This window comes from Saccharopolyspora rhizosphaerae (assembly GCF_003931915.1).
In the GTDB taxonomy this organism is placed as follows: Bacteria; Actinomycetota; Actinomycetes; order Mycobacteriales; family Pseudonocardiaceae; genus Saccharopolyspora; species Saccharopolyspora rhizosphaerae.
This window is the reverse complement of record NZ_RSAA01000001.1, coordinates 221,565-246,328: the sequence shown is the minus strand read 5'-3', so window position 1 is coordinate 246,328 and position 24,764 is coordinate 221,565. Positions and strand designations below refer to the sequence as shown.

The 24,764-nt window shown below is 70.0% G+C and carries 23 protein-coding genes; 13 read left to right on the top strand and 10 right to left on the bottom strand.

Annotation, left to right across the window (positions count from 1 at the left end; translation table 11 throughout):
* The first annotated feature begins 133 nt into the window (after positions 1–133).
* Both EIL87_RS28005 and EIL87_RS01130 read left to right on the top strand, forming a co-directional pair.
* A complete protein-coding gene (locus EIL87_RS28005; protein ID WP_199740131.1) occupies positions 134–1,234 on the top strand; it encodes an alpha/beta hydrolase in 1,101 nt (366 codons plus the stop codon).
* Between the two features lie 66 nt (positions 1,235–1,300).
* The gene (locus EIL87_RS01130) at positions 1,301–1,945 is read left to right on the top strand and encodes an NAD(P)-dependent oxidoreductase (protein WP_125088230.1); all 645 of its coding nucleotides are present in this window, start codon (positions 1,301–1,303) and stop codon (positions 1,943–1,945) included.
* Here the strand turns inward: EIL87_RS01130 and EIL87_RS01125 are convergent.
* Complete coding sequence (locus EIL87_RS01125) at positions 1,939–2,349, bottom strand: hypothetical protein (RefSeq protein ID WP_125088229.1); 411 nt, start codon at positions 2,347–2,349, stop codon at positions 1,939–1,941. The two genes, EIL87_RS01130 and EIL87_RS01125, sit on opposite strands and share 7 nt — an antisense overlap.
* Before the next feature lie 112 nt (positions 2,350–2,461).
* Here EIL87_RS01125 and EIL87_RS01120 point away from each other — a divergent pair, with 112 nt between their 5' ends.
* The 3 genes from EIL87_RS01120 to EIL87_RS01110 all read left to right on the top strand — a co-directional run bounded on the left by EIL87_RS01120 (position 2,462) and on the right by EIL87_RS01110 (position 4,923).
* Complete coding sequence (locus EIL87_RS01120; RefSeq protein WP_199740129.1) at positions 2,462–4,015, top strand: FAD-binding protein; 1,554 nt, start codon at positions 2,462–2,464, stop codon at positions 4,013–4,015.
* Positions 4,016–4,187: 172 nt separating this feature from the next.
* A complete protein-coding gene (locus EIL87_RS01115; protein WP_125088227.1) occupies positions 4,188–4,367 on the top strand; it encodes a hypothetical protein in 180 nt (59 codons plus the stop codon).
* Positions 4,368–4,743: 376 nt separating this feature from the next.
* On the top strand, positions 4,744–4,923 hold the full coding sequence (locus EIL87_RS01110; RefSeq protein WP_125088226.1) for a hypothetical protein: 180 nt from the start codon (positions 4,744–4,746) through the stop codon (positions 4,921–4,923).
* Positions 4,924–5,018: 95 nt separating this feature from the next.
* Here EIL87_RS01110 and EIL87_RS01105 read toward each other — a convergent pair whose 3' ends face one another.
* The 3 genes from EIL87_RS01105 to EIL87_RS01095 all read right to left on the bottom strand — a co-directional run bounded on the left by EIL87_RS01105 (position 5,019) and on the right by EIL87_RS01095 (position 8,619).
* Positions 5,019–5,555, bottom strand: a complete 537-nt coding sequence (locus EIL87_RS01105) for a thermonuclease family protein (protein WP_158628558.1) — start codon at positions 5,553–5,555, stop codon at positions 5,019–5,021.
* Between the two features lie 1,691 nt (positions 5,556–7,246).
* Positions 7,247–8,245: an NADP-dependent oxidoreductase gene (locus tag EIL87_RS01100; protein WP_125088224.1), complete on the bottom strand. Its 999-nt coding sequence runs from the start codon at positions 8,243–8,245 to the stop codon at positions 7,247–7,249.
* A 62-nt stretch (positions 8,246–8,307) separates the two neighbouring features.
* A complete protein-coding gene (locus EIL87_RS01095; RefSeq protein ID WP_125088223.1) occupies positions 8,308–8,619 on the bottom strand; it encodes a DUF6221 family protein in 312 nt (103 codons plus the stop codon).
* 232 nt (positions 8,620–8,851) lie between these two features.
* On the opposite strand from EIL87_RS01095, the gene EIL87_RS01090 reads away from it, so the two are divergent.
* Positions 8,852–9,958: a peptidoglycan recognition protein family protein gene (locus EIL87_RS01090; protein ID WP_125088222.1), complete on the top strand. Its 1,107-nt coding sequence runs from the start codon at positions 8,852–8,854 to the stop codon at positions 9,956–9,958.
* A 52-nt stretch (positions 9,959–10,010) separates the two neighbouring features.
* Here the strand turns inward: EIL87_RS01090 and EIL87_RS01085 are convergent, their stop codons facing one another.
* Positions 10,011–12,986, bottom strand: coding sequence for an alpha-mannosidase (locus EIL87_RS01085; protein WP_125088221.1), 2,976 nt, complete (start codon positions 12,984–12,986; stop codon positions 10,011–10,013).
* Between the two features lie 165 nt (positions 12,987–13,151).
* Here EIL87_RS01085 and EIL87_RS27210 point away from each other — a divergent pair, with 165 nt between their 5' ends.
* Entirely contained in the window at positions 13,152–13,412 is a 261-nt protein-coding gene (locus tag EIL87_RS27210; protein ID WP_125088220.1) for a Prokaryotic metallothionein, read from the top strand.
* Between the two features lie 447 nt (positions 13,413–13,859).
* Positions 13,860–14,654, top strand: coding sequence for a putative protein N(5)-glutamine methyltransferase (locus tag EIL87_RS01075; RefSeq protein WP_407690505.1), 795 nt, complete (start codon positions 13,860–13,862; stop codon positions 14,652–14,654).
* Between the two features lie 221 nt (positions 14,655–14,875).
* Here EIL87_RS01075 and EIL87_RS01070 read toward each other — a convergent pair whose 3' ends face one another.
* Positions 14,876–15,400: a gamma carbonic anhydrase family protein gene (locus EIL87_RS01070; protein WP_125088219.1), complete on the bottom strand. Its 525-nt coding sequence runs from the start codon at positions 15,398–15,400 to the stop codon at positions 14,876–14,878.
* Positions 15,397–16,152, bottom strand: a complete 756-nt coding sequence (locus EIL87_RS01065) for a GntR family transcriptional regulator (RefSeq protein WP_233575925.1) — start codon at positions 16,150–16,152, stop codon at positions 15,397–15,399. Before EIL87_RS01065 ends, EIL87_RS01070 begins: the two co-directional genes overlap by 4 nt.
* 190 nt (positions 16,153–16,342) lie before the next feature.
* Between EIL87_RS01065 and EIL87_RS01060 the strand changes: the two genes are divergently transcribed.
* Genes EIL87_RS01060 through EIL87_RS01040 form a run of 5 tightly spaced genes read left to right on the top strand, consistent with a single transcriptional unit; the run spans position 16,343 to position 21,300 of the window.
* Positions 16,343–17,515, top strand: coding sequence for a CaiB/BaiF CoA transferase family protein (locus EIL87_RS01060; RefSeq protein ID WP_233575924.1), 1,173 nt, complete (start codon positions 16,343–16,345; stop codon positions 17,513–17,515).
* A 34-nt stretch (positions 17,516–17,549) separates the two neighbouring features.
* Positions 17,550–18,518 carry a tripartite tricarboxylate transporter substrate binding protein gene (locus EIL87_RS01055; protein ID WP_125088217.1) on the top strand — a complete coding sequence of 323 codons (969 nt, stop codon included), beginning with the start codon at positions 17,550–17,552 and terminating at the stop codon, positions 18,516–18,518.
* Complete coding sequence (locus tag EIL87_RS01050; RefSeq protein WP_125088216.1) at positions 18,515–19,024, top strand: tripartite tricarboxylate transporter TctB family protein; 510 nt, start codon at positions 18,515–18,517, stop codon at positions 19,022–19,024. The genes EIL87_RS01055 and EIL87_RS01050 overlap by 4 nt, the downstream gene beginning before the upstream one ends.
* A gap of 16 nt (positions 19,025–19,040) precedes the next feature.
* Positions 19,041–20,537, top strand: coding sequence for a tripartite tricarboxylate transporter permease (locus EIL87_RS01045; RefSeq protein WP_233575923.1), 1,497 nt, complete (start codon positions 19,041–19,043; stop codon positions 20,535–20,537).
* Entirely contained in the window at positions 20,527–21,300 is a 774-nt protein-coding gene (locus EIL87_RS01040; RefSeq protein WP_125088215.1) for an enoyl-CoA hydratase/isomerase family protein, read from the top strand. The genes EIL87_RS01045 and EIL87_RS01040 overlap by 11 nt, the downstream gene beginning before the upstream one ends.
* 181 nt (positions 21,301–21,481) lie before the next feature.
* Here EIL87_RS01040 and EIL87_RS01035 read toward each other — a convergent pair whose 3' ends face one another.
* From EIL87_RS01035 to EIL87_RS01025, 3 genes are all read right to left on the bottom strand, one after another.
* Complete coding sequence (locus EIL87_RS01035; protein WP_125088214.1) at positions 21,482–23,095, bottom strand: ABC-F family ATP-binding cassette domain-containing protein; 1,614 nt, start codon at positions 23,093–23,095, stop codon at positions 21,482–21,484.
* A 288-nt stretch (positions 23,096–23,383) separates the two neighbouring features.
* Positions 23,384–23,911, bottom strand: a complete 528-nt coding sequence (locus tag EIL87_RS01030) for a DUF1697 domain-containing protein (protein WP_125088213.1) — start codon at positions 23,909–23,911, stop codon at positions 23,384–23,386.
* A gap of 30 nt (positions 23,912–23,941) precedes the next feature.
* Positions 23,942–24,280 (bottom strand): STAS domain-containing protein, encoded by a 339-nt coding sequence (locus EIL87_RS01025; protein WP_233575921.1) that lies wholly within the window; start codon positions 24,278–24,280, stop codon positions 23,942–23,944.
* Between the last annotated feature and the right edge of the window lie 484 nt (positions 24,281–24,764).

The window sequence follows — 24,764 nt, the reverse complement described above, 5'->3', positions numbered from 1 at the left end:
ACCGCACACCCCTCCTCGGCCCCACCCTGATCCCCGCTGCGGGCAACGACAGGGCAGCGGGCTGGCGAACCTACCGGGCCGCACCAGGGTTCGCCTCGAAACCGCCACCCGCGCACCCCGCCAGACTCACCGCATGCGACGAACCTGGCTCACCGCACTGGCACTCGGAACCGGCTTGGCGATGTTCGCCACCACCGCGACCGCCGCGCCCACGACACCGACCCTCGAACTGCCCCAACCCACCGGTCCGCTGCCCATCGGACACCGGCAGCAGCACCTGGTCGACCACGACCGACCAGACCCGTGGGCACCCGAGCAACCACGCGAACTCATGATCACCCTCTGGTACCCCACAGCACAGCCCACCGGAGAACCCGCCCAGTACCTCACCCCGGCCGAATCACGCGAAGTCCTCGCCCACCTGGAAGGCGTGCCCGAGGTCCCCGACGACATCCTCAGCACCGTCGGCACCCACGCCCACACCGGCGCGCCACTCCTGGCGCCCCGGCTGCCGCTCGTGGTGCTCTCGCCCGGCTTCTCCCACCCCCGCGCCGCACTGACCGGTCTCGGCGAAGACCTCGCCAGCCGCGGCTACGCCGTGGCCCTGCTCAGCCACAACCACGAGTCCTTCGCCACCGAGTTCCCCGACGGCCACCTCACCCCGTGCCTGGCCTGCGACCCCTTCGACGGGCAGAAGGTGGTGCGCGGCCGCGTCGCCGACATCAGGTTCCTGCTCGACGAACTGCCCCCGCACCACACCGCTGCAGCCCGAGCGCATCGCCGTGGTCGGCCACTCGATCGGCGGCGCCAGCGCCGCGCACACCCTGCTCGCCGACCCGCGCACGCACGCCGGGATCAACCTCGACGGCACCTCCTTCCCCGCGCTCGACCGCGACCTCGACACACCCTTCCTGCTCGTCGGCGCACCCCCGCACCAGCCCGGTGGCACCGACGAGTCCTGGGACGCACCTGGTCCCACCTCACCGACTGGCGGCGCTGGCTGACCATCTCGGGCACCAGCCACTCCTCGTTCACCGACTTCTCGATCCTCTCCGAGCAGTTCGGCGTCGGACTGCCCGACGAACCCCTCGACGGGCACCGCACCGCCACGATCAGCCGCGAGTACGTGGCCGCCTTCCTCGACGAGCACCGGCGCGGCATCCCGCAACCCCTGCTGCGCGGCCCTTCGGCCCACCACCCCGAAGTCGGCTTCGAAGACCCCGCCGGGAGCTGAACACCGCGCCCCGAGGCTCCTCGTGGTAGGACGGGGCCGAAGCCGTCCCGCCACGAGGAGCAGCGCATGTCCACGATCGCCATCATCGGCGGCACCGGGTTCACCGGCAGCAACATCGTCCGCCACGCCACCAGCCGAGGGCACCAGGTCACCTCGCTGAGCCGCTCGCACCCCCGCGAACCGCTCGAAGGCGTGCAGTACCTGACCGGATCGGTCGAGGACCGCGCTTCCGAACTCACCCGCGGCAGCGACGTGCTCATCGCCGCCCTGGCCCCCCGCGGGGACATGGCCGGGCAGCTCGTGCGCATCTACGGCCACCTCGCCGAACACGCCCGCACCGCAGGAGCCCGCTTCCTCGTCATCGGCGGGTTCAGCTCACTGCGACCCGACGTCGACCAGCCCCGCTTCGTCGAAGACCCGGAGCTGCCCGCCTCCTTCGCCGACGAAGCCCGCGAGATGGAGCAGGTCCGCCAGCTCCTGGTCGGCACACCCGGCGACCTCGACTGGCTGTTCGTCAGCCCCGCGGCCGGCTACGGCAGCTGGGCCGAGGGCGCCCACAACGCCCACGGCACCTACCGGCTCGGTGGGGAAGTGGCGCTCACCGACGAGCACGGGGAGTCGCACATCTCCGGTCCCGACTTCGCCCTGGCCATCGTCGACGAGATCGACACCCCCGTGCACCACCGAGCACACCTGTCGGTGGCCTACTGACCGACCCGGGCGCGCTGGGAGAGCACCGCCCAGGCCACCAACCCCACCACGGCACCCCAGGCGGCGTTGGTCACCAGCACCACCACGACACCGACACCGGCCGGCGCGGCCAAGGGTCCCATCAGCTCACCGTGCAGCACGGGGGACAGCACCGCGCTGAGCAGCACCGCCAGCGCCCCGTACACCACACCCGCGCAGGTCAAGGTCAACACCGGCCGGGGCTCACGCCGCCACACCACCACGGCGAGCCAGACGAGCGAGATCGCCGCCGTCGCCGCCAACGGCGACCACGGCCTGCCCAGCACGTCCAACGCACCGGTCATGCTCAACACCGGACGCACCAGGGCCAACCCACCGAGCGACGCGATCAACGGCCACGACAGCCGCACATCTTGCGAGGTCATGGCCCCAACCTAAGAAACCACCGCACGCCCGCGACTCCGGGAAGGACCCGACACCACCCCCGAGGACACCCCGAAGAACACCTCGCCACACGAACTGGAACATGTTCTACTCATGGGCATGGTGAACACCCCGGACGACGAATGCGACGTGCTCGTCATCGGATCCGGCGGCGGCGCACTCACCGGCGCCTACACCGCCGCCCGCGAAGGACTCTCGGTCATCGTGGCCGAAGCCTCCGACCACTTCGGCGGCACCACCGCCTACTCCGGCGGCGGCATGTGGTTCCCCTGCAACGCCGCCCTGCAACGCGCAGGCGACACCGACACCCTCGAAGACGCCCGCACCTACTTCCGCGCCGTCGTCGGCGACCGCACACCCACCGAACTCCAAGACGCCTTCCTCGAAGGCGGCGCACCCCTGATCGACTACCTCGAAGCCGACCCCGCCTTCAAGTTCATGGCCTTCCCCTGGCCCGACTACTTCGGCTCAGCACCCGCAGCCAGCACCACCGGCCGCCACATCATGGCCAAACCCGTGAAAGCCGAGAAGCTCGGAGCGCTGCGCGAAGCCCTGCGCCCACCACTGGGAACCGAACGCGCCGGCGAACCCCTCCCGGACGGCCTGTTCGGCGGACAAGCCCTCCTCGCACGCCTGCTGCTCGCCCTGTCCGAACAACCCCACACCGACCTGCGCCGCAACGCCGTCTGCGACGAGCTCCTGCACACCCACGGCACCGTCACCGGCGCCGTGATCACCCACCACGGCACCCGCCGCCACGTCCACGCCCGACGCGGCGTGCTCATCGCCGCCGGCGGCTTCGAGCGCAACGAGCAGATGCGCACCGAGCACAGCGTGCCCGGCTCCACCCGCGACGCCATGGGACCACCCAGCAACCAGGGCCTCGCCACCCTCGCCGGCATCGCCGCCGGAGCCGACACCGACCTCATGTCCGAAGCCTGGTGGTCACCCGGCATCACCCACCCCGACGGCACTTCCACCTTCTCCCTGTGGTTCACCGGCGGCATCTTCGTCGACGACCACGGCCGGCGCTTCGTCAACGAATCCGCCGCCTACGACCGCATCGGCCGAGAAGTCCTCGCACGCCTCGCCGACGGCCGGATGAGCCTGCCCTTCTGGATGATCTACGACGACAGGGCAGGGGAGCGGCCACCCGTGCAGTCCACCAGCGTCCCGCTCGGCGACACCCACGACTACGTCGCCGCAGGCCTGTGGCACACCGCCGACACCCTCGACGAACTGGCCACCACGATCGGCGTCCCCGCTGACGAGCTCACGCGAACCGTCGCCCGCTTCAACACCTTCGCGACGAACGGAACCGACGAGGACTTCGGCCGCGGGGACGAGCCCTTCGACCGCGCGTTCACCGGCGGCGCCTCACCCCTGGTCCCCATCGAGAAAGGCCCCTTCCACGCCGCAGCCTTCGGCGTCTCGGACCTGGGCACCAAGGGAGGCCTGCGCACCGACGCCCACGCCCGCGTGCTCGACACCCACGGGGAGGTCATCCCCGGCCTCTACGCCGCGGGCAACTCGATGGCAGCGGTGTCGGGAACCACCTACCCCGGCGGCGGGAACCCGATCGGCGCCTGCATGGTCTTCAGCCACCTCGCCGCCCTCGACATGGCCCACAGGGCTGGAGAGGAGTGACCGTTGGTCGGCGGTCACCTCCAGTGACCAAAGGCTCGAATCGGGCCTCGCCCGCTCACCGCAATGCACCAAGCAATCAGCGCATTACCGTTCAGTTGCCTATCCAACATCACACGGCGTAGCTAACCTCGCGCTTACTGGTCCACCAGTGGATACCGGAAGCGAGGGTGCCATGTTCCACTTCAAGATCGAGGCCGCCCACGAAGGCGTCATGCACAAGGGGAAGCAGTCGTCGTGGGACAGCCGGTTCACGACCGCGTGCGGCAAGTCGCTCCCCAAGGGCACGTACAAGGAGAGCCGCGCCTGGTGGCTCACTGACGCGAACTGCGCCGACTGCCTCAGCACACGCTGATCGGAAGCTCACGCGCTGAGCGCACCTGGACTCGGGGCTGCCACTGCACCGGAGTGGAGGCCCCGGCTCCCGAGACACACCTCCCGCGACTGCGAAGCTCGCTTCGAAACCGGCTGTCCGTCCTCCTGGTCACGCATGCGCGACGTGTCCGTGCACGAGTCCAGCACACGGGCAAGCCCGTGCTCGGCTCCGTCGCCGAGAGACGTGGGGCGGGTCCTCATCCCACCGACCGTTCACCGCGTCGCAGGTGCCGCACGCCGCATTCGTGGAGCCGCCTGCCCTGTTGATCACCCTGCGTGTCTAGCTTGGTCGATCGCGTACCCCATTCGCGATCGACCGGCAGGCAGCACACCGGCGGGGTAGGAGGGACGAGATCATGCCCGAGATCATCCCCGACGAGTGCACGCACCAGGGCACGGTCTCCTTCTGGGACGGCCGCGCGACGACGCTGTGCGGCAAGACGCTCAAGTCCGGCTCGTACAAGCGCCCGTGGTTCAACGGCGGCGCCGACTGCGAGGACTGCAGAAAAGCCAAGACCGAGGGCACGAAGCTCTGACGACCCCAGCACCACCGGCAGGCGTGCGGGCTCGCCGAAGAAGATCACCGCGGATCGAAGGCCCGACCACGTTGGGTTCGCACTGCAGGCACGGCCTAACACGACCACGTGCGGCGGCAGGAGGAGTCCTCGTCGCCATCGCCGTCACCCGGAACAGGGGCGTAGTAGTTCTGCTGCGGCGTCGAGGCCGGCTGTTCGCACGGCCCCGTCGCAGTCGACACGACCGAGCGGATGCGCTCCTCGTAGGCGGCGTTGGCGTCGCTGTCCGAGGAGGACTCGGCGTGGCCGGCCACCGCCTGAACCCAGCCGAGATCGCTGGCACTGCCGGTCCGAGCCACGTCGACGTAGGCCAACTCGCGACCGTGCTGATCAGTGGTGACCTCCGGCTCGCGGAACAGCCAGACCTCCTTGCCGACGGCGCGCCGGCTCGCGTTCTCGGTGGCCTCGTCGAACCCGCACTCACCCTGCTCGGGGGTGTCGACGCCAAGCAGCCGGACTCGGCGGCCATCGGACAGCTCCAGGGTGTCGCCGTCCACGGCACGCGAGACAGCCACCCGCTCGCCGCCGGGAACGCAGCTCACACCGTCGTAGACCGTGGCCGCGCTGTACGAACAGACCTTGGCGGCGGCCACCGGCGCTGGGGGGTGGGCACCGCCGGAACCGGCGGCATGGGGTGACGAGATCGGCGGTGTGGGAGGCGCGGAATCATCGCCTCCGCCGACGCAGCTGCCGGAAGCCGCAACGATGAGAACCCCCACGATCAGGACACCGCAGGCGGCACCAACGGTTCGCTGCCGCGGAGACCTGGAGCCGACCCGCACGTGTTCCCCCAGTCTCGAGTCGTCCTTGACGCCGAGAATAAGCGCAGGTCAGCTGTCCACTAGGGGCTTTGGACCCGCCCTCGGGCACTCAACAAGACCAGGGGACGTCGCTGGTGCAGCTCGGCCCGTAGACCGCGCTTCGAACGGAGAGGCGGACGTTGGGCACCCGGCTGTCACCGCTGGTGCGGCCTCACCGAGGTGCTCTCCAGTGGTGCGCTGGCCGAGTTCTCGTGTGGCGGGAGATCCCAGGCGAGGGGAGTGGGGGCTCGCCCGACCGCGGGGCTCCGCACCAAGCGGCCGAAGCCGCCCGCCGCGGAAGCGTGGTTCGCGCAACGAGCCAGAGCCCACCAGTTTCCACCGATCTTGAAGGACCATGCTGCCGGGGCGAAGTCGACTCGTGCACCGGCAGCGACGAACTGCGTCCCACGCAACGAAGGGGCGCGAACGGCTTTGATCACCATGATCGTCGTGCTGACCGCCAGCGTGCTGCTGCGCGGTCATCCTGCACGGCCACGAACGACACGCGCTGACCGGCTCTCTGCTGGAGGTCCGCGCAACTGCGGGCCCGCCGCCCTTGGAGTGGGAAGCCCATTGGCGGCCCGGTCGAGCAAGAGCGGAGCACCACCCGGGGAAGCGCCTCCCGAGGCCCGCGAACATCCCACTTAACATAATGTGCATTATCGGCTTTACGCCATCGTGCGCGGTCGAGCCGAGAGTGGTTGCCGCGGGAGGTTTTCGGCCTCGACGGGCCGCTGCGAGGAGACGTCCCGTGCGACTTGGCTTGTGACGCTGCACGGATGCGACGTGCGGCAGTCGTGGCCGGGCCAGGCGGTGGCCGGGTCCTGTGCAGCCTGGTGAAGGATCCCGCCGACTTCCGTGGAGCGGCTCGCGCTTCGGAGGCGCCGGGACCTCACGTCTTCACTCCGCGAGCTCAGCCGCAGACCTGAGGCGGCTGCATGGCCTTGTCATCCCCCTGCAAGCCCAAGCCCCTCACGACCCCTATTTGCGTCACTGTGACGTAATGGGGTTGGTCTGACTGGACCTCGAAACGGTGCGCCGTGCAGGGCATTCCGGGGCCGGTTGATCAACTCGAGCCGGCACTGTGCTCGAAGGCTGGCTAAGTCCGGCAGCGTCTGGACGTGCGCGCGATGTACGACGCAGCGGTTGCACTGCGCTCACAACGCCGGTCGACAAGCAGGTGGCCGCGCGGTCGGCAGGGCCACGATCCCCCAGGAGCCGGCCGCTCGCCACCGCCCCGCCATCACTCCGATTGATGGATAACGTAGATTATCCACGTACTATCATGATCCAACTCCGAGAAGTGGTGCGGGATGAAGCTTTTCCACGCGCTCTCGGTTGCAGCACCCCGTTCCCGCCCTCCGCACACCTGCCCCCACTGCCCTCCTGCCAAGCCCTCAGTTGCACCCCTCCTCTCCCCCTCGCTGAGGTGCAGGACCCGGGGCTGGTCGCAGCGGCTCGAACTGCCGTTCCCCCATGTCGTTTCAGAGGCGCACGAGCATCTTGCCCGTGTTCTTGCCGGTGAACAGGCCCAGCAGAGCTTCGGGTGCCTGGTGGAGTCCGTCGTAGACGGTTTCGCGGTGCTTGAGGGCGCCGGAGGCGACCATGGGTGCGACCTCGGCGATGAACTCGGGGACCAGAGCACGCTGTTCGCTGCTGGTGATCTGAAAGCCGTGGATGCTGATGCACCTGAGGGAGGCTTCCACCAGGTTCCGCGGGCCCGTGGGCGGCTCGCCGGTGTCGTAGGTGGAGATCTGGCCGCACAGGGCGATGCGGCCGCGGTAGTTCATCGCGCCGAGGGCCGCTTCGAGGTGTTCTCCGCCGACGTTGTCGAAGAAGAGGTCGATGCCCTCCGGGGCGGCTTCGGCGAGTTGCTCGCTGACCGGGCCCTCGCGGTAGTTGATGGCGGCGTCGAAGCCGAGTTCGTCGGTGAGCCAGCGCGCCTTGTCGGGATCTCCCGTGCTGCCGATGACGCGTCCGGCGCCCAGGTGCCGTGCGAGTTGGCCGGCGGTGGATCCGACGGCTCCGGCAGCGCCGGAGAGGAAGACGGTTTCGCCGGGGGGGACGCCGGTCTCGCGGGCCAGGCCGAGGTAGGCGGTGAAACCCGTGGTGCCGAGGACTCCGAGGTAGGCCTGCGGGGGCACTGCGTGGGCGTCGACCTTCGTGGCGTGGTGTGCGTCCAGGACGGCGTGGGTGCGCCATCCTTTGCGGTGCAGGACCACGTCGCCCTTCTCCTGGTCGTCGGTGCGGGAGTCGATGACTGCCCCGATCGCGCCGCGGTGGAGGGGCTCGCCGACCTGGAAGCCCGGCAGGTTCGCCACGCCCCTGTTCATCTGAGCGCGCATGCAGGGGTCCACCGACATCCAGAGGTTGCGGACGAGGATCTGCCCGTCCTGGGGTTCGGGTGTGGTGGTTTCGACGACGTCGAAGTGTTCGAGTGCGGCGGTGTCCTGCGGGTGGGCCGCGAGGCGGACTTCTCTCATCTCCTCACCGTGACCGGGTGTCCTTTCCCGGTGCTTACCCCGCTTCCCTGCTGGTGCGCCGGTCAGGGTCGCCAGCGCTGGGCGTAGCCGGGGCGGTCGGCGTAGGGCAGCGCGAGCAGGGCGAGGGTGGGGCACCCTCGTTGGTCTTCGGGCGGGTAGCTGGTTCCCAGGGTGTCGCAGGGGCCTTCTCCGGTGCCGCAGCGCCGGTGCTGGGTGAGCAGGCGGGTTTTGAGCTCGCACTCGCGGAAGCCGCGCAGTGGGCCGACCAGGCAGCGGTGGGTGGCGGTGCCGGTTTCTTGGTCGTGCCTGGCCTGGCTGTGCAGTTCGAGGTCGATGTCGATCTGGCGGCGCAGGAACGTCACGAAGCGGTCCATCGTGAGCTCTCCCCCGGGTGTGCTTCAGGTGATCTCGGTCCACTGCAGTGACGTGGCGGGCGCCGGGTGATGACGGTGTTGCCGCCGGATCATCGGTTGGTGACTTCTTGGCGAACTGGTGGCGGCTTGTCGCCAGGAATTCCCGTGAGCGTGATCGGCTTTGTAGCGTGTCGATCTCCGAGGGCCCATGCCCTGTTTCGTGATCGGTGACCGGATTCGGGAGTGGGAAGTTATGGCGCAACGGCAAGTGCGAGTGGCTCGACGTGTGGTTCTGGCCGGTGGACTGGCGGTCTCGGCGGTGGGGTTCACCGGGTTGCCCGCGGGTGCTGCGGCGGGGCGGTCGCACGCGGCGCCGTCGATCGCTTCGACGTCGGACTGGAACGCGCGGGACGCGTCGGGGGAGATCGAGGTGCTCGACTCCAAGCCGACCAAGATCATCGTGCACCACACGGCGACGCCCGACAGCGATGACACGTCGCAGTCGCACGCGTTCGAGTTGGCTAGGCAGATCCAGAACTACCACATGGATTCCAACGGCTGGTCCGACACGGGCCAGAACTTCACCAACTCGCGCGGCGGGCACCTGATGGAGGGCCGGCACAAGAGCCTCTCGGCGCTCAAGGGCGGTTCGCAGCACGTCAAGGGTGCGCACGCGGGTGAGCAGAACTCGGTGGCGCTGGGCATCGAGAACGAGGGCACCTACACCGAGGCGTCGGTTCCGGGGTCGTTGTGGGACTCGTTGGTGGAGCTGTGCTCGTACATGGTCTCGCAGTACGGGATCAGCCCGAGTGCGATCTACGGGCACCGGGATTACATGTCGACCGAGTGCCCGGGTGATGTGCTCTACGGCAAGCTGCCGGACCTGCGCGAGTCGGTGGCCAAGGTGATGGGTCTGCCGGTGGTGCAGCCGTTGACGTGGCCGTTGCTGCGTCCGGGCGTGCAGGGCCCGGAGGTGACGGCGCTGCAGATGCTGCTGGGTGCGCGGGGCGCTTCGGTGCCGGTCGACGGGGTGTTCGGTGAGTCCACGCAGCGGGCGGCCTCGGGCGTGTCGGTGGAGCAGGCCGCGTCGGGGGCTTCGTGCTTCGCGTCGCGGGTGGATCCGTCGGGGTTGTTCGGTGGTGTGGCCTGGGAGGGCGTGACGCCGGAGCTGGGTGCGGGTGCCGGTGGGGAGGCGGTGCGCGCGGCGCAGGTGTTGTTGACCTCGCGGGGGCACTACGTGCCGGTGGACGGTGTGTTCGGTGATCGGGTGGTCGCGGCGGTGCGTGATTTCCAGGCGGTGCGGGGTCTGGCGGTGTCGGGTCGGGTGGATCGGGCGAGTTGGCAGCGTCTGCTGTCGTGAGCGGCTTTGCCGGGCTGGTGCGAGCCCCCGGGGGTCCCCCCGGGGGGTCTTCTCACGCTTGGGTGATGCGCAGGGTGCGGATCTCGAAGGGGCGGAGTTTCAGGGGGGTGTCGGGTGGTTGGGGGTCGTGGGTGGGTCGTTCGAGCAGGTCGGTGCGGGTGATGGTGCCCGCGGGGAAGCTGGTGGTGAGGTAGGTGCGGGCTTGGGCTCCGCGGGCTTCGTAGAGGCGGACGATGACGTCGCCGCTGCGGTCGTCGGCGAGTTTGACGGCTTCGACGATGACGTGGGGGTTGTCGAGGCTGATCAGGGGCGTGACGGGGTTGCTGCCGTGGTGGGTTCGGGTGGGCAGGTTGATGCGGTAGCCCTGGCGGGCGGCTTCGGTGATGTCGGCGCCGACGCAGAGGGAGTAGCGCAGGGTGTGGTGGCCGTGGTCGGTGTCGGGGTCGGGGAAGCGGGGTGCGCGCAGCAGGGACAGGCGGATGGTCGTGGTGGTGCCTTGGTCGCCTCGGGTGTGGCGGGTGACGTCGTGGCCGTAGGTGGAGTCGTTGACCAGGGCGTGTCCGTAGCCGGGTTCGCTGACGTGGATGTAGCGGTGGGCGCAGATCTCGAAGCGGGCGGCGTCCCAGGAGGTGTTGGTGTGGGTGGGGCGCGTGACGTGGCCGAACTGGGTTTCGGAGGATGAGCGGTCGGCGTGGACGTCGAGGGGGAAGCTGGCTTTGAGGAGTTTCTCGGATTCGTGCCAGTCGATGTCGGTGGTGATGTCGACGCGCTTCTCCCCTGCCGGTACGGACAGGGTTTGGGTGATGGTGGAGTCGCCGTGGCTGCGGCGGATGACGACGGTGTGCTCGTCGATGTCGAGGGAGTCGAGTTCGACGAGGTCGTGGGTGTTGTGGCGGTAGAAGCCGTCGATGTCCCAGGCGTCCCAGTGGTTGGGGTGGTCGGGGTGGATCTGCAGGAGGTTGGCGGGGGCGGCGAGTGCTTCGCGGTCGGCGGTGTGGTCGTGGACGGCGTGCAGGAGTCCTTGGGCGTCGATGGTGGCGCGGATGAGGCCGTTGTCGAGGGTGGTGGTGCCGCCGGGGTGGCGTTGGGGTGTGGCGGGTGGGTCGGTGGTGGCGGTTCCGGCGCCGAGGGCGGGGATGCCCTCATGGGTGTGGGGTGCGGCGTTGAAGGTGATGGGGACTTCGCCGGGTCCGGTCAGGGTTTTCTGGGCGCGTTCGATGAGGGTGGTGAGGCGGGTGGCCAGGGCGGCGTAGGCGGCTTCGGCTTCGCGGTGGACCCAGGCGATGGAGGATCCGGGCAGGATGTCGTGGAACTGGTGGAGCAGGACTTGTTTCCAGATCTCGTCGAGTTCGTCGTAGGGGTAGTCGGCTCCGGTGTGCAGGGCGGCGGTGGTGGCCCAGAGTTCGGCTTCGCGCAGGAGGTGTTCGCTGCGTCGGTTGCCTTGTTTGGTGCGGGCTTGGGAGGTGTAGGTGCCTCGGTGGAGTTCGAGGTAGAGCTCGCCTGAGTAGACGGCGGGCTGGGTGTGGTCGTCTTGGGCGGCGGTGAAGAACTCGGCTGGGGTGTGCAGGTGGACGCGGGGTGAGCCCTCGAGGTCGTGGGTGCGATGGGCGCGTTCGAGCATCTCCCGGGTGGGTCCTCCCCCGCCGTCGCCGTGGCCGAAGGGCAGCAGGGAGTGGCGTGCGTAGCCGTGTTCGCTGAAGTTGTTCTGGGCTCGGGCGAGTTCGGCGCCGGTGATCTCGGCGTTGTAGGTGTCGGCGGGTGGGAAGTGGGTGAAGATGCGGGTCCCGTCGATGCCTTCCCAGTGGAAGGTGTGGTGGGGGAAGCGGTTGGTCTGGTTCCAGGACAGCTTCTGGGTGAGGAACCAGGTGGAGCCGGACTGCTGGATGAGCTGTGGGAGTGCGGCGCTGTAGCCGAAGGAGTCGGGTAGCCAGACTTCGCGGGTTTCGATGCCGAACTCGTCGAGGTAGAAGCGTTTGCCGTGGATGAACTGGCGGGCCAGGGCTTCGCCGCCGGGCATGTTGGTGTCGGATTCGACCCACATGCCGCCGACGGGGACGATGCCGCCGCGGTGGATGTGGTGGCGGACGCGTTCGTAGATCTGGGGGTGGTGGGTCTTCATCCAGGCGAGTTGTTGGGCCTGGGACATGGCGAAGTGGAAGTCGTGCTCGTCGAGCAGCGTGGTGACGTTGGCCAGCGTGCGGGCGATCTTGCGGATGGTTTCGCGGATGGGCCACAGCCAGGCGGAGTCGATGTGGGCGTGGCCGACGGCGGAGATGTGGTGGGCGCTGGGGTGGGCTGGGGTTTTCAGGGCCGGGGCGAGTTGCTGGCGGGCTTGGGCGGCGGTTCCGGGGATGTCGTGCAGGTCGAGGGTGTCGAGCATGCGTTCGAGGGCCCGGAGGATCTCGTGGCGGCGGGGTGAGTTCTCGGGCAGCTCGCGCATGAGCTGGTCGAGGACTTCGGCGTCGTGGTGCAGCGCGGTGGTGTCGGTGTGGCGCAGGGCGATGTCTGCTTGGCGGAGCCGGTAGAGGGGTGGTCCGTCGGGTGTGGGGGCGTCGCCGAGGTGGGTGGGTTGGAAGCCGTGGGGGCCGAGGATGTCGGGGTTGGCGGCGGCTTCGACGTAGATCGTGTGGGTGCCGGGGGTGGCCGGCAGGGTCACGTAGGTGTTGAGGGGGTTGATGGCCTTGAGCGGGGTGCCTTCGGGGGTGTAGCAGAGGCCTTCGCACTGGAAGCCGGGGCGTTCGTCGACGGAGCCGAGGTTGATGAGCGCTTCGACGGTGTGGCCGGCCCAGGATTCGGGGATGGTGGCGGTGAAGCGGAACCAGGCGGTGCCCCAGGTTGGCCCCCAGGGTTGGCCGACGTGGCTGGGTTCGTAGGTGGCGGCTAGTGCGTCGGTGACGGGCACGGGTTCGCCGGGGGTGTGCCAGACGGCGACGTCCATGGGCAGGGTCTGGGGGTGCTGGGCGGGTTTGATGCGCTGGTGCAGGACGCGGTCGAGTCGTTGTTCGACGATGCGGCGGTCGTCGTGCATGGTGCGGCTCCGGGTGCTTCGGTGCTGTGGTGTGGTGTGTGATCATGCTGGCTCGGCCCGGCGGCGCGCCAGGGGTGGATCTTGGTGGTGTGCGGTTGCCGGGGGTGGGGTGAGGCCGCATGCTCGCGATGTTGGCTCGTCATCGCGTTGTGGAGGCGGTTCGTCATGGGGACCTGCGAGGTCTGCGGTAACGACTACTGGATGAGTTTCGAGGTGCGCACCGTGGGCGGCGGGGTGCACACGTTCGATTCGTTCGAGTGCGCGGCCCAGCGTTTGGCGCCTCAGTGCGAGCACTGCGGGTGCCGGATCCTGGGGCACGGTGTGGAGGCCAGCGGGCGGTTCTTCTGCTGTGCTCACTGTGCGCGTCAGTCGGACGTGGCGGTGGCCGGTGAGTTGCGGGACACCGTGGGGGCGCACCCGGGCTGATCGTCACGAGGCGTGGCCCCGGGGGTCGCTGGGAGGGGTGTGACCGTCCGCTCATTGTTGTGACCATTCTGTTATGTCACGCTTGAAACACGCGGACGACCTGCGACGACATGCCGGGTGACGGGTACGTACTCGACCGGAGAAACGGGTGTCCGCGTATCCGGGTGTTGACAACGAGCGGGAACACCGTCAACTCCACATGAAGTCCCTTGAGAGCAGTATGGAGGACGCCCTATGGCAAGCATGGTTCGCTGGTTGGGCGGTTTCACGCGGGAACTCGAACGTGCCCGCGCGCAAATGCGCCACCCCCGCTCGCAGACCCACATGACGCGCCACCCGCGCGGCTGAGGGGCTGAGCGCACAACCGAACACGTGACTTCTCGTCTGCCGTGATCCCTCGGGGTCACGGCAGACATTTTCGCTCAGCGGGTGGGTGCGAGGATCGGTGTGGGACGAGTTCGGGGGGTTGTGCTGGTGATGTCGCGGGATGCGGTGGTGGCCCGGTTGCGGGCGGCGGGGTGCGTGTTCGCCGAGGACGAGGCCGAGCTGCTGACCGCCGAGGCCGGTGAGGACTGCGAGCGGTTGGGCGAGTTGCTGGCGGCGCGCGAGTCGGGGTTGCCGCTGGAGCAGGTGGTGGGTTGGGCGTGCTTCCGCGGGCTGCGGATCGCGGTGCTGCCAGGGGTTTTCGTGCCCCGCCGGCGCACCGAGCACCTCGTGGAGCTCGCGGTGGAGCACGTCGGTGCCGGTGATGTGGTGGTGGACGTCTGCTGCGGGACGGCGGCGGTGGCCGCCGCGGTGCGCGCCGAACGTCCGGAGGCGCGGGTGTGGGCGCTCGACGTCGACGAGCGCGCCACCCGGTGCGCGCAGCTGAACCTGCCCGGTGCTCAGGTGGGCACGGGTGATCTGTTCACTCCCCTGCCCGACCGGTGGGCCGGGCGGGTCCGGGTGGTCACCGCCAACGCTCCCTACGTGCCCAGCGACGCGGTGGCGCTGATGCCGCCGGAGGCCCGCGATCACGAACCGCGCACCGCTCTGGACGGAGGCCTCGACGGGCTGGCTGTGCAAGCCCGGGTGATCACCGAGGCACCGCACTGGCTCGCGGCCGGGGGTGTGCTGCTGGTGGAGACCTCGCAGGAGCAGGCCGAGCGGACCGCAGAGTTGATGAGCGCGGCCGGTCTCGTGCCTCGGATCTCGCGGCGGGAGGACCTGGATGCCACGGTCGTCTCCGGCCGCAAGCGCTGATCGCGCGGCGTTCGGCAGAGTCCGTGTTGCAGCGCTGGTGGTCGATCAGCAGTGGGTTCGCCGGCGGAGGGCCTCGTGTTCGACGAGCGCGGAAACCGGCGGCGTGCTGATCGCCTTCTGCAGCGTCCCGTTCTCGCCGGAGCGGCAGGCCGCGGCGACGGATCCGCGGCGAGATCGCCGCTGCTCCCGCCACCGCGGCCTGCCGCTCCGGCGTGCTGGCCTCAGCCGAGGGTGTTGCGGTGCTTGGCGGCGAGGTTGAGGTATTGCTCGACGGAGAGCTTGAGGGCGGCTTGTTCGTCGTCGCTGAGTTCGCGGCGGACCTTGCCGGGGGTGCCGGCGACCAGGGAGCCGGGTGGGACCTCGGTGCCTTCGAGGACCACGGCGCCGGCGGCCACGAGTGATCCGGCGCCGATGCGGGCGCCGTTGAGCACGACGGAGCCCATGCCGATGAGGCTGCCGGATTCGACGGTGCAGCCGTGCAGGACGGCGCGGTGGCCGACGGTGACCTCGGGGTGGATGTGGGCGGGGAAGCCGGGGTCGGCGTGGATGACGGTGCCGTCCTGGACGTTGGTGGAGGCTCCGATGGTGATGTCCTCCTGGTCGCCGCGCAGCACGGCGCCGTACCAGATGCTGGCCTGTGCGGCGATGTCGACGCGGCCGATGAGGCTGGTGCCGGGGGCGATGAAGGCCTCGGGGTGGATCTGGGGGGTGATGTCGTCGACGGTCACGGTCAGCGGGTCGTTCAACGGTGTTCCTTTCCGGTGGTGCGCTGCTGGGCGAGCCAGGTGAGCGCGACGTCGGTGTGTCCGTCCACTTTGTCCTCGATGCCGTCGAGGAAGCTGCGGTCGCCGTGGGTGGCGAGTTCGTCGAGGACGGCGTGGGGGTCGCCGGTGTCGATGATCTCCAGCAGGTGGGCGTGGCGGGCCACGTCGCCGTCGAGGCTCTCGTGGTCTTCGCGGGCGCGCCGGTTGAGCGCCATCGACAGCATCATCTGCAGTTGCAGGGAGCGGTAGGCCTCTTCGAGGCGGGCCAGGCCGGACAGGCCGACCACGGAGACGTGGAACTCGAAGGAGCGTTCCAGGTAGGCGGGGCGGTCGCCGGTCTGGGCGGCGGTGGCCATGGCGTTGAGGGCTTGCTGGCAGCGCTGGCGCCGGGCGGGGTCGGTGACCGGCACGCCCAGGCGGATGGCCATGCGTTCGAACTCGGCGCGCAGGGTGCAGATCTCGTAGATGTCGTGCAGCGTCAGCGGGGTGACGATCACGCCCTTGCGGGGGACTTGGCGCACGAGGCCTTCGTTCTCCAGCAGGCGCAGGGCTTCGCGCAGGGGTGGGCGGGAGATGCCGAGCTGGCCGGTGAGCCGGTTTTCCACGATGCGTTGTCCGCACAGCAGGTCGCCGCCGACGATCATGCGGCGCAGGGTCGTGGCGGCGAGTTCGACGAGGCTGGGTGGCTCGACGATGTGCGGGGCGCTGCTGGTGTTGTCCAGGGATCCGGTCACGTTTCTCCTTCGGTGCTCGGCGCGATCCTATTGCCTCGGCCGGAGCAACCTGGTGCGTCGAGCTTGTCAGCCATGATCTGACTGCTGTAGACAAAAGTCAGGTGATGCCGATCACGGTAGTCGCGGCAGCGCCCGGTGGAGTGGGAGGCGTGGATTGAGTACCCGATCAGAGTCAGCCCCGCTGGCTGGTGTGCGTGTGGTCGAGATCGGCGCGTTCATGGCAGCGCCGTACGCGGCGATGCAGCTGGCCGACCTGGGCGCTGACGTGGTGAAGGTGGAAAACCCCGCCGGCGGTGACCCGGTGCGCCAGACCGGCCCGTTCCTGGAGGGCCACTCCTCCCCCTTCGTGCGACTCAACCGCAACAAGCGTTCGGTGGCGCTGGACCTCAAGACCGAGCGCGGCAAGCAGCTGCTCGGCGACCTGCTGGCCTCTGCTGATGTGCTCATCGAGAACCTGCGCCCAGGTGCGCTGCGCTCGCTGGGGTTCGCACCCGAGGTGGTGCGCGAGCGCTACCCGCGACTGGTCTACGTCGCGGTGTCGGGCTGGGGCCAGGACGGTCCGCTGGCCACCCAGCCGGGCCTGGACATCATGGCCCAGGCGCGTGCCGGGCTGATGAGCATCACCGGCGAGCCCGGTGGCGCCCCGGTCAAGGTCGGCGTGCCGGTGTGCGACCTGGTGTGCGGGTTGTACGCGGCGATGAGCGCGATGGCCGGGTTGCAGGCGCGGCAGCGCACCGGGAGTGGGCAGTTCGCCGACGTGTCGTTGTTCGAAGCCGGCGCGTCGCTGGCGGTGTGGGAGGCAGGAACCTACTTCGCCACCGGCGAAAGCGGCCGCAAGCACGGTTCGGCGCATCAGAACAGCGCTCCGTACCAGGCGGTGCGCAGCAAGGACGGGTGGGTGACCGTCGGTGCCACCACCACCAAGACCTGGCCTGCGTTCTGCCGGGCTCTGGGGTTGGAGGAGCTGCTCGACGACGAGCGCTACGGCTCCTCCTACGACCGCTACCACCACCGCGACGAGCTGATCGCCGCGATCGAGCGCACCACGAGTGGCTGGGGCACCGAGGCGGTCGTGGAGGCGCTGGTGGCCGCGGGGGTGCCGTGCGCGCCGATCGCCGAGACCGGTGAGGTCTTCACCGACGAGCACCTCACCGAACGCGACTTCTTCTGGGACGCCCCGCACCCGCAGTTGGGCCCGGTGCGTCAGATCGGCTCGCCGATGCGGCTGTCGGACACCCCGCCGCAGCGGGTGGCCGCGGGGCCGGTGCTGGGCGCGCACACCGGTGAGGTGCTGGCCGAGCTGGGGCTGGCCGAGGACGAGATCGCAGGGCTGGTGCGCGAAGGAGTCGTCGCCGAGCCCTGAGCAGTGGCGCGACCGGTGAGCTCGAGGAGGAGCGATGCGCGCGTTGTCGGTGATCACGGCCCTGCTGGTGGCCTCCGGGGTGCTGGCCGGGTGTTCTGACGCGCCGGCCTCGCAGGACGCCGCCGGGGCGCGCGCGCCGGCCGGGCCGGTGACGATGGTCGTGCCCTTCGCCGCAGGCGGCGGCAGTGACATCGCCGGGCGCGCGGTGGCCGACGGGCTGGTGTCGGTGACCCCGGGACTGTCGGTCAACGTCGACAACCGCGAAGGCGGCCAAGGCGCGGTCGGCTACTCCTACCTGCTGGGCAAGGCCGGTTCGCCGAACTACCTGCTGGCCACCGAAACCTCGCTGTTGTCGCTGCCGGCTTCGGTGGAGGTGGCCTTCTCGCACCGCTCGTTCACCCCGGTCGTCAAGCTCGGCGATGACTACACGCTGCTGGTGGCCCGCCCCGACTCCCCCATCACCAGCTGCGCTGATGCGGTCGCGCAAGCGCGCACGCGGCGTGTGCTGGCGGCGATCTCGGGAGCGATGGGCCCGGACGCGGTGGTGTTCTCCCAGATCCGCGCCACCACCGGAGCCGACCTGGACACCGTGCCCTACGAAGGCGGCGGCGAGTCGATGGCCGCGGTGCTGGGCGGTCAGGTCGAGCTGGCCTCGCTCAACCCCAGCGAAGTCATCGGTCAGCTGCGCGCCGGGGAGCTCAAGGCGCTGTGCGTGTTCGCCGAGCAGCGCTACACCTACCCCGAACTCGCCGACATCCCCACCTCCCTGGAGCAGGGGGTGGACGTGGCCTTCGCGCAGTTCCGCGGGGTGATCGCACCGGGCGGGCTGCACCCGCAGGCCGAGCAGTACTGGGTCGAGGCGGCGCGGCGCTTCGTCGACTCCCCGGCCTACCGCGACTACGTGGCCTCGGAGTTCCTGCAGGCCCGGCCCGCGTTCGGGCCCGAGTTCGGGGCCTACCTGGCCCACGCGCAAGGCGAGGTGGAGCAGGTGGTGAGCAGATGAGCACCGATCGCGCGCAGGTGTGGTTGATGGCCGGCCTGGTGCTGCTGGGCGCGGGTTTCGCGGTCTCGGCCCCGGTGTACGGGGTCTTCGGTGAGCAGGGCCGCATCGGGCCGGGTTTCGTGCCGCTGACCACCGGGGGCCTGCTGGCGGTGCTGGCGGCGGTGCTGCTGCACCAGCAGCTGCGCACACGCCTACCAGAGCCCTCGGACGAGCCGCGGGCGGGGGGCGAGTCGCAGGCGGGGGTGGATGACTTCGGGCGCACTCCGCAGCAGCGCGCGTGGATCCTGCGGCGGGTGTTCGTGCTGCTGCCGGTGACCGTGGCGGCGGTGCCGGTGGTGGGTCTGGTGTGCGCGTTCGGGGCGCTGGTGCTGGTGATCTCCACCTGGCTGGAAGGGCGCAGCCTGTTGCCGGCGGTCGGGTTCTCGGTGGCCGCGGCCGGGGTGGTGCAGGTGATCTTCGCGGTGGTGCTGGCGGTGCCGTTGCCGACCGGGATCTTCGGGTTCTAGCGGGAAGGGGGTGGTCGTGGTGTGGGAGAACCTGCTGCTGGGTGCGTCGACGGCGTTGACGCCGACGAACCTGCTGTGGTGCTTGGCCGGGGTCGTGCTGGGCACGGTGATCGGGCTGCTGCCGGGGATGGGGTCGGCCACCGGTGTGGCGATCCTGATCCCGTTGACGCTGACCGTGGAGCCGGTCACGGCGTTGATCATGCTGGCCGGCATCTACTACGGCGCCCAGTACGGCGGCACGATCACCTCGGTGCTGCTGTCCACCCCGGGTGAGGCCGCCAGCGTGGTGACCACCTTGGACGGCTACCAGATGGCCCGCCAAGGGCGTGCCGGTGCGGCGCTGGCGATCGCGGCGATCGGGTCGTTCGTGGCCGCGATCATCTCGCTGGTGCTGCTTGCGGCGCTGGCACCGCCGATCGCGCAGGTGGCGCTGCGCTTCGGGCCCCCGGAGAACCTGGCGGTGATGGTGCTGGCGCTGGTGAGCATGGTGGTGCTGTCCACCGGCTCGACGTTGCGTGCCGCGGCGATGGCTTGCGTGGGGGTGCTCATCGCCTGCGTGGGCATCGACGCCGGCACCGGGCAGGCCCGCTACACCTTCGGCAGCATCAACCTGCTCTCCGGCATCCCCTACGTGGAGGTCGTGATCGGGCTCTTCGCCGTCGGGGAGGTCTTGCACCAGATCCGCGTGGGCGGGGCCCGGCCGATCCGCGCCGGCTTCCGGGACCTGGTCATCCGCCGCGCTGATGTGCGGGAGTCGGCGGGGGCGATCGGGCGCGGCAGCCTCATCGGCTTCGCCCTGGGCACCCTGCCCGGTGCCGGGTCGACGTTGGCGTCGTTCCTGGCCTACGGGCTGGAAAAACGCGTTTCGGGCCACAAGGCGCGTTTTGGGCACGGCGCCATCCAGGGTGTGGCGGCACCGGAGAGCGCCAACAACGCCGCCGCCAACGCCAACTTCATCCCCACCCTGACACTCGGGATCCCCGGCGGGGCGACCACCGCGGTGCTGCTGGGGGCGCTGACGGTCTACGGGATCCAGCCCGGGCCGCTGCTGTTCACCGAGCAACCCGACCTGGTGTGGGGTCTGCTGGTGTCGTTCTTCATCGGCAACGTCATCCTGCTGGTGCTCAACCTCCCCCTGGCGCCGGTGTTCGCCCAGCTGCTGCGCGTGCCCTACGGCTACCTCTACCCGCTGATCCTGCTGACCAGCTTCACCGGCGCCTTCGCCATCGACAACAACTTCTTCTCCGTGCTCCTCGTGCTGATCTTCGGGTTCGTCGGCTACGGGATGAAACGCCTCGAGCTGCCCATGGCGCCGCTGGTGGTCGGGGTGGTCATCGGCGGAATGCTGGAGAAGGCGCTGGTGCAGTCCTCAGCGATCTTCGACGGTGACATGCGGCTGCTGGCGGCCCAGCCGATCGCCGTGGTCCTCCTGCTGCTGGCCGCGGCCATGCTCGCCACCCCACTGCTGGCCCGCCGCCGCGCGGGCAGGAAGGAACACGCCGATGTCCGATGAACTGCTGGTGAGCGCCGAGGGCCCGGTGCTGCACGTGACGTTCAACCGGCCCGCGCAGCGCAACGCCATGAGCTGGGCGATGTACGACGGGATGGTGGCTGCGCTCGAGCGCGCCGAATCCGACCCGGAGATCAGGGTGGTGGTGTTGCGCGGTGCCGGGCAGGAAGCCTTCGTCGCCGGCACCGACATCGCCCAGTTCGCCGATTTCACCAGCGGCGAGGACGGCGTGGTCTACGAGCAGCGCATGGAAGAGGTCTTCGGGCGCCTGGAGGCGGCCACCGTGCCCACGGTCGCGGCGATCTCCGGCTACTGCGTCGGGGCCGGGATCGCGCTGGCCGCGGCCTGCGACCTGCGGATCTCGACCACCACCGGGCGCTTCGGGGTGCCGGTGGCGCGCACGTTGGGCAACTGCTTGGCGATGAACACCTACTCCATGCTGGTGTTCCACCTCGGCCCGTCCCGCGCCAAGGACATGTTGCTGCGCGCGCGGATGTTCACCGCCACCGAAGCCCACGACGCCGGGTTCCTCACCGAGCTGTGCGAACCCGACGAACTGGACTCCACCGTGGAGTCGGTGACCGATCGCCTGGTCACCCACGCGCCGCTGACGATGTGGGCGGCCAAGGAGGCGGTGCGGCGGTTGCGGCTGGCCACCATGCCCGACGGCGACGACCTCGTGCGCACGGTGTTCGGCAGCCAGGACTTCCGCAACGGCGTGCGGGCCTTCCTCGACAAGACCCCCCACACCTGGACCGGCCGCTGACCCTCGACCTCCGCCACCACCGAGGCACGCCGGCGCACGGCGTCCCGGGTCACTCGTGCGGGTGGTGGCTGACATTTCGCGCGAAGTGTTCACCACCACCCGCACGGGTGAGGTGCGGTGGTGTCGGGTTGGTTCCTTGACCTGCGGCGAGTGGCTGCCGCTGGTTCCTGGGGAGGGTTTTCTAGGTCCCGCTTTCGGGGTCGAGTTCGGTGAGGGTGTCGGTCAGCTGGAGCCAGCGGGTGGGGTTGATCTCGCGCAGGAACGCCGCGTCGTGGCCGGCCACGACCAGCGCCCCGGGAAAGCCGCGCAGCGCGGCCGCCAGCTGCTTGCTGGAGTCCAGGTCGAGGTTGTTGGTGGGTTCGTCGAGCATCAGCAGCTGCGGTGCCGGCTCGGCCAGCAACACCACCGCCAGGCTGGCGCGCAGCACCTCCCCGCCCGAGAGCGTGCCGGCGGGTTGTTCAGCGCGTGCACCGGTGAACAGCAGCCGGGCCAGCTGCGCGCGCACCTGGTTGTCGCTCAGTCCCGGTGCGGCGGCGGCGAGGTTGTCGGCCACGCTCAACGCCGGGTCGAGGAGGTCCAGGCGTTGGGGCAGCAGCCGGGCCGGGACCGACACCTGCGCGCTGCCCCGCTCGGGATCGAGGTGGCCGGCCAGCAGTCGCAGCAGCGTGGTCTTGCCGGTGCCGTTGGCGCCCACCAGGGCGATGCGCTCGGGGCCGCTGATGTCGAGGTCCACGCTCGCGCCGGTGTGCGGCAGCACCGCCTGCCGCAGCTGCGCGACGCCGCGTCCGCCGGGCACCCGGGTGGCCGGCACGTCCACGCGCAGCTGTTGCTCGCTGCGCACGGCGTCTTCGGCGTTCTGCCGCGCTTGGCGGGCGGCGTCCAGGCGCTGCTGCTGGACACCGGTGAGCTTGCCGGCGGAGTGCTGGGCGGCGCGTTTGCGGGCACCGGCGAGGATCTTGGGCAGGCTCTCGGCGGCTTTGGCGCCTTGGCGGGCGCGGCGCGCCACCTTCGTCTGGGTTTCGACCCATTCCCGTTCTTGGCGCCGTTCCTGGGCCTCGGCGGTGCGCAAGGCTTGCTGCGCGGCGGCCTGCTGGGTGGCCACGGCCTGCTCGTAGCTGCTGTAGCCGCCGCCGTGCAGGGTGATCTGCCCGTCGCGCAGCTCGGCGACGCGGTCGACGTCCTCGAGCAGTTCGCGGTCGTGGGAGACGACGAGGGACACCCCGTGACGCCATGCGGCCAGGGCGTGGCGCAGCCGTTGGCGGGCGTGGCGGTCGAGGTTGTTGGTGGGTTCGTCCAGCAGCAGCACTTCGGGACGTGCCAGCAGCAGCGCGGCCAGGTGCAGCAGCACCGCCTGCCCACCGGAGAGCTCACCGACGCGGCGGTGCAGGTCGAGGTGTTCGAGGCCGAGGTCGGCCAGCAGGGCGTGGGCGCGTTGTTCGACGTCCCAGTCGGTTCCGATGGTGTCGAGGTGGGCTTGGGTAACCTCACCGGCTTCCACGGCGTGCAGCGCCCGCAGCTTCGCGGTGATGCCCAGGGCCTCGTCGACGCGCACGTTGACGCGGGAGGTGAGGGTTTGCGGCAGGTGGGCCGGTGCGGCGGGCAGGCTGAGGTGGCCGCCGGTGGGGACGAGGTGTCCGGTCATCAGCTGCAGCAGTGTGGTCTTGCCGCTGCCGTTGCCGCCGATGAGGCCGGTGACACCGGCCGGGAACGCGGCGGTGAGGCCGCTGAACACGGTGGTGCCGTCGGGCCAGGTGAAGTGCAGGTCGGTGCAGGACAGCGTGTGCGGTGCGGGCATGGTGTTCTCGCCTTCGCCAAGGATCCGGCAGGGGGACGCGAAAAAAAGGGGGCGAGCACCACGCGGTGGAAGGGTGTCCTGCCCGCGCACGCGTGTCGGCGGGGCTAGCGGTCACCGAGGTCGCATCCACGCACCGCACCAGGCCCACCACTGCCCTTCATCGGGGTGGTGGGGTGGGGTGATCGCGCGGTGGTCGCGAACCTCAGATGAGCAACGGGCACCTCTGCGGCCGACAGCAGGACAAGGCCGGATGTTACCGGGACCGCGGCCGCCGGCGCGCGGGAATTTTCAGCACCACCCGGCCAGGGTGGTCACGGTCTTCCAGTTGCGGCAGGTCACCGGGGTGCCCAGGTGGCGTTGCAGGTGCGCGGTGGTCAGCTTCGAGCGGCCCACCCCGTGCGGGTAGTGCAGGAACACCTCGCCCGCGCCGGCGACCGCGGACTCCTCGCCGGGGATCGGCATGGCCTGGACCTGGTCGGTGGTGACCGGGGTGAGGGGGAAGGCGACCTGCAGCGTGGTGTGCGCTGCACCCGGCACCGCCAGCGGGTGACCGGCCTCGGCGAGCTGGACGAAGTGGTGGCCGGTGCGGACCATGACCTCGGTGTCCAGCCCGTTGGCGGCGAGGGCGTCGCGCAGTCGCCGGGCCACCGGGGCGGGTTCGGTGAGCTCACTGGTGAACACGGCGTTGCCGCTGGCCAGGTGGGTGCGCGCGTGCCCCCAGCCTTGGGCGGTGATCAGTTCCCGCAGCCGGGCCATCGACACCCGGGCGTGCGGTCCGAGGTTGACCGCGCGCAGCAACGCGACGTAGGTGGGCACGCCGGGGATCCTGCCACCGGGCACCGTCGTTCACAGGTGGGCGCGGGTGAGGGCTTCCTCGACGTCGGAGGCCTGGTCGAACAGCGCGGACAGACCGGTCAGTTCCAGCAGGCGGCGCACCTGCCCGGTACCGGGCACCACGAGCAGTCGCGCTTCGCGTCGTCCGGCGGCGTTGTAGGCCAGCATGAGCAGGTCCAGGGCGGCGCTGTTGGCGTAGCCGACGTCGGTGAGGTCCAGGATCGTGGTGTGCAGGTGCGCGGCGGTCAGGCGTTGGCGGATGATCTCGGTGATGCGGGGGAGGGTGGCGGTGTCGATCTCACCGCCGATGCGCACCACGACGACGCCGGGTTCGGGCCACTGCACGCGCACCGTCAACGCTTGTCCGGCCCGGCGGGGTCCGGCTGGAGTGTCTGTGGGTGTGCGGGGGGCGATGATGCCGCCGCCTGGGGCGGTGTCGCTGGGCGTGGAGCTGGTGGGCATGGACCTGGAGACGATCACGCTACCCCCCTCGTGGTAGGCGTATCGACGGTGCCGTGAAAACCCGCCCGCGGACTGGAAGTTCCGTCGTGCGCCTGTGAGCAGGCGCGACGGGGAGCGTGCGGTGACGGCCCGTTCGAGGAATCCACTCACCACCGTAGGAGTCCCCGGCATCCCACAACAAGCAGCAACACTTTCGTGTGAACCCGGGTGGGGTGGGTGTCGAACCGGGAGCGGTGGTGTGCCGACCGCGCTGTCGTCGGTTCACCCGTGGCGGGACCCCCGGGCGGATGAGACCCCCGAACGGTGGGCGCCGGTCTCGTCGACGTGCTCGTCCCCCGCTGGATCCCGCGCTGATCCCCGCCGACACTCCTAC

Bases quoted from the DNA above. Each gene is read 5' to 3' on its own strand.
- EIL87_RS01110 (WP_125088226.1), top strand. From the start codon at position 4,744: ATGCCCGAGATCATCCCCGACGAGTGCACGCACCAGGGCACGGTCTCC.
- EIL87_RS01130 (WP_125088230.1), top strand. From the start codon at position 1,301: ATGTCCACGATCGCCATCATCGGCGGCACCGGGTTCACCGGCAGCAAC.
- EIL87_RS01055 (WP_125088217.1), top strand. From the start codon at position 17,550: ATGCGCGCGTTGTCGGTGATCACGGCCCTGCTGGTGGCCTCCGGGGTG.
- EIL87_RS27210 (WP_125088220.1), top strand. From the start codon at position 13,152: ATGGGGACCTGCGAGGTCTGCGGTAACGACTACTGGATGAGTTTCGAG.
- EIL87_RS28005 (WP_199740131.1), top strand. From the start codon at position 134: ATGCGACGAACCTGGCTCACCGCACTGGCACTCGGAACCGGCTTGGCG.
- EIL87_RS01100 (WP_125088224.1), bottom strand. From the start codon at position 8,245: ATGAGAGAAGTCCGCCTCGCGGCCCACCCGCAGGACACCGCCGCACTC.
- EIL87_RS01115 (WP_125088227.1), top strand. From the start codon at position 4,188: ATGTTCCACTTCAAGATCGAGGCCGCCCACGAAGGCGTCATGCACAAG.
- EIL87_RS01050 (WP_125088216.1), top strand. From the start codon at position 18,515: ATGAGCACCGATCGCGCGCAGGTGTGGTTGATGGCCGGCCTGGTGCTG.
- EIL87_RS01035 (WP_125088214.1), bottom strand. From the start codon at position 23,095: ATGCCCGCACCGCACACGCTGTCCTGCACCGACCTGCACTTCACCTGG.
- EIL87_RS01090 (WP_125088222.1), top strand. From the start codon at position 8,852: ATGGCGCAACGGCAAGTGCGAGTGGCTCGACGTGTGGTTCTGGCCGGT.
- EIL87_RS01125 (WP_125088229.1), bottom strand. From the start codon at position 2,349: ATGACCTCGCAAGATGTGCGGCTGTCGTGGCCGTTGATCGCGTCGCTC.
- EIL87_RS01095 (WP_125088223.1), bottom strand. From the start codon at position 8,619: ATGGACCGCTTCGTGACGTTCCTGCGCCGCCAGATCGACATCGACCTC.
- EIL87_RS01040 (WP_125088215.1), top strand. From the start codon at position 20,527: ATGTCCGATGAACTGCTGGTGAGCGCCGAGGGCCCGGTGCTGCACGTG.
- EIL87_RS01120 (WP_199740129.1), top strand. From the start codon at position 2,462: ATGGGCATGGTGAACACCCCGGACGACGAATGCGACGTGCTCGTCATC.
- EIL87_RS01085 (WP_125088221.1), bottom strand. From the start codon at position 12,986: ATGCACGACGACCGCCGCATCGTCGAACAACGACTCGACCGCGTCCTG.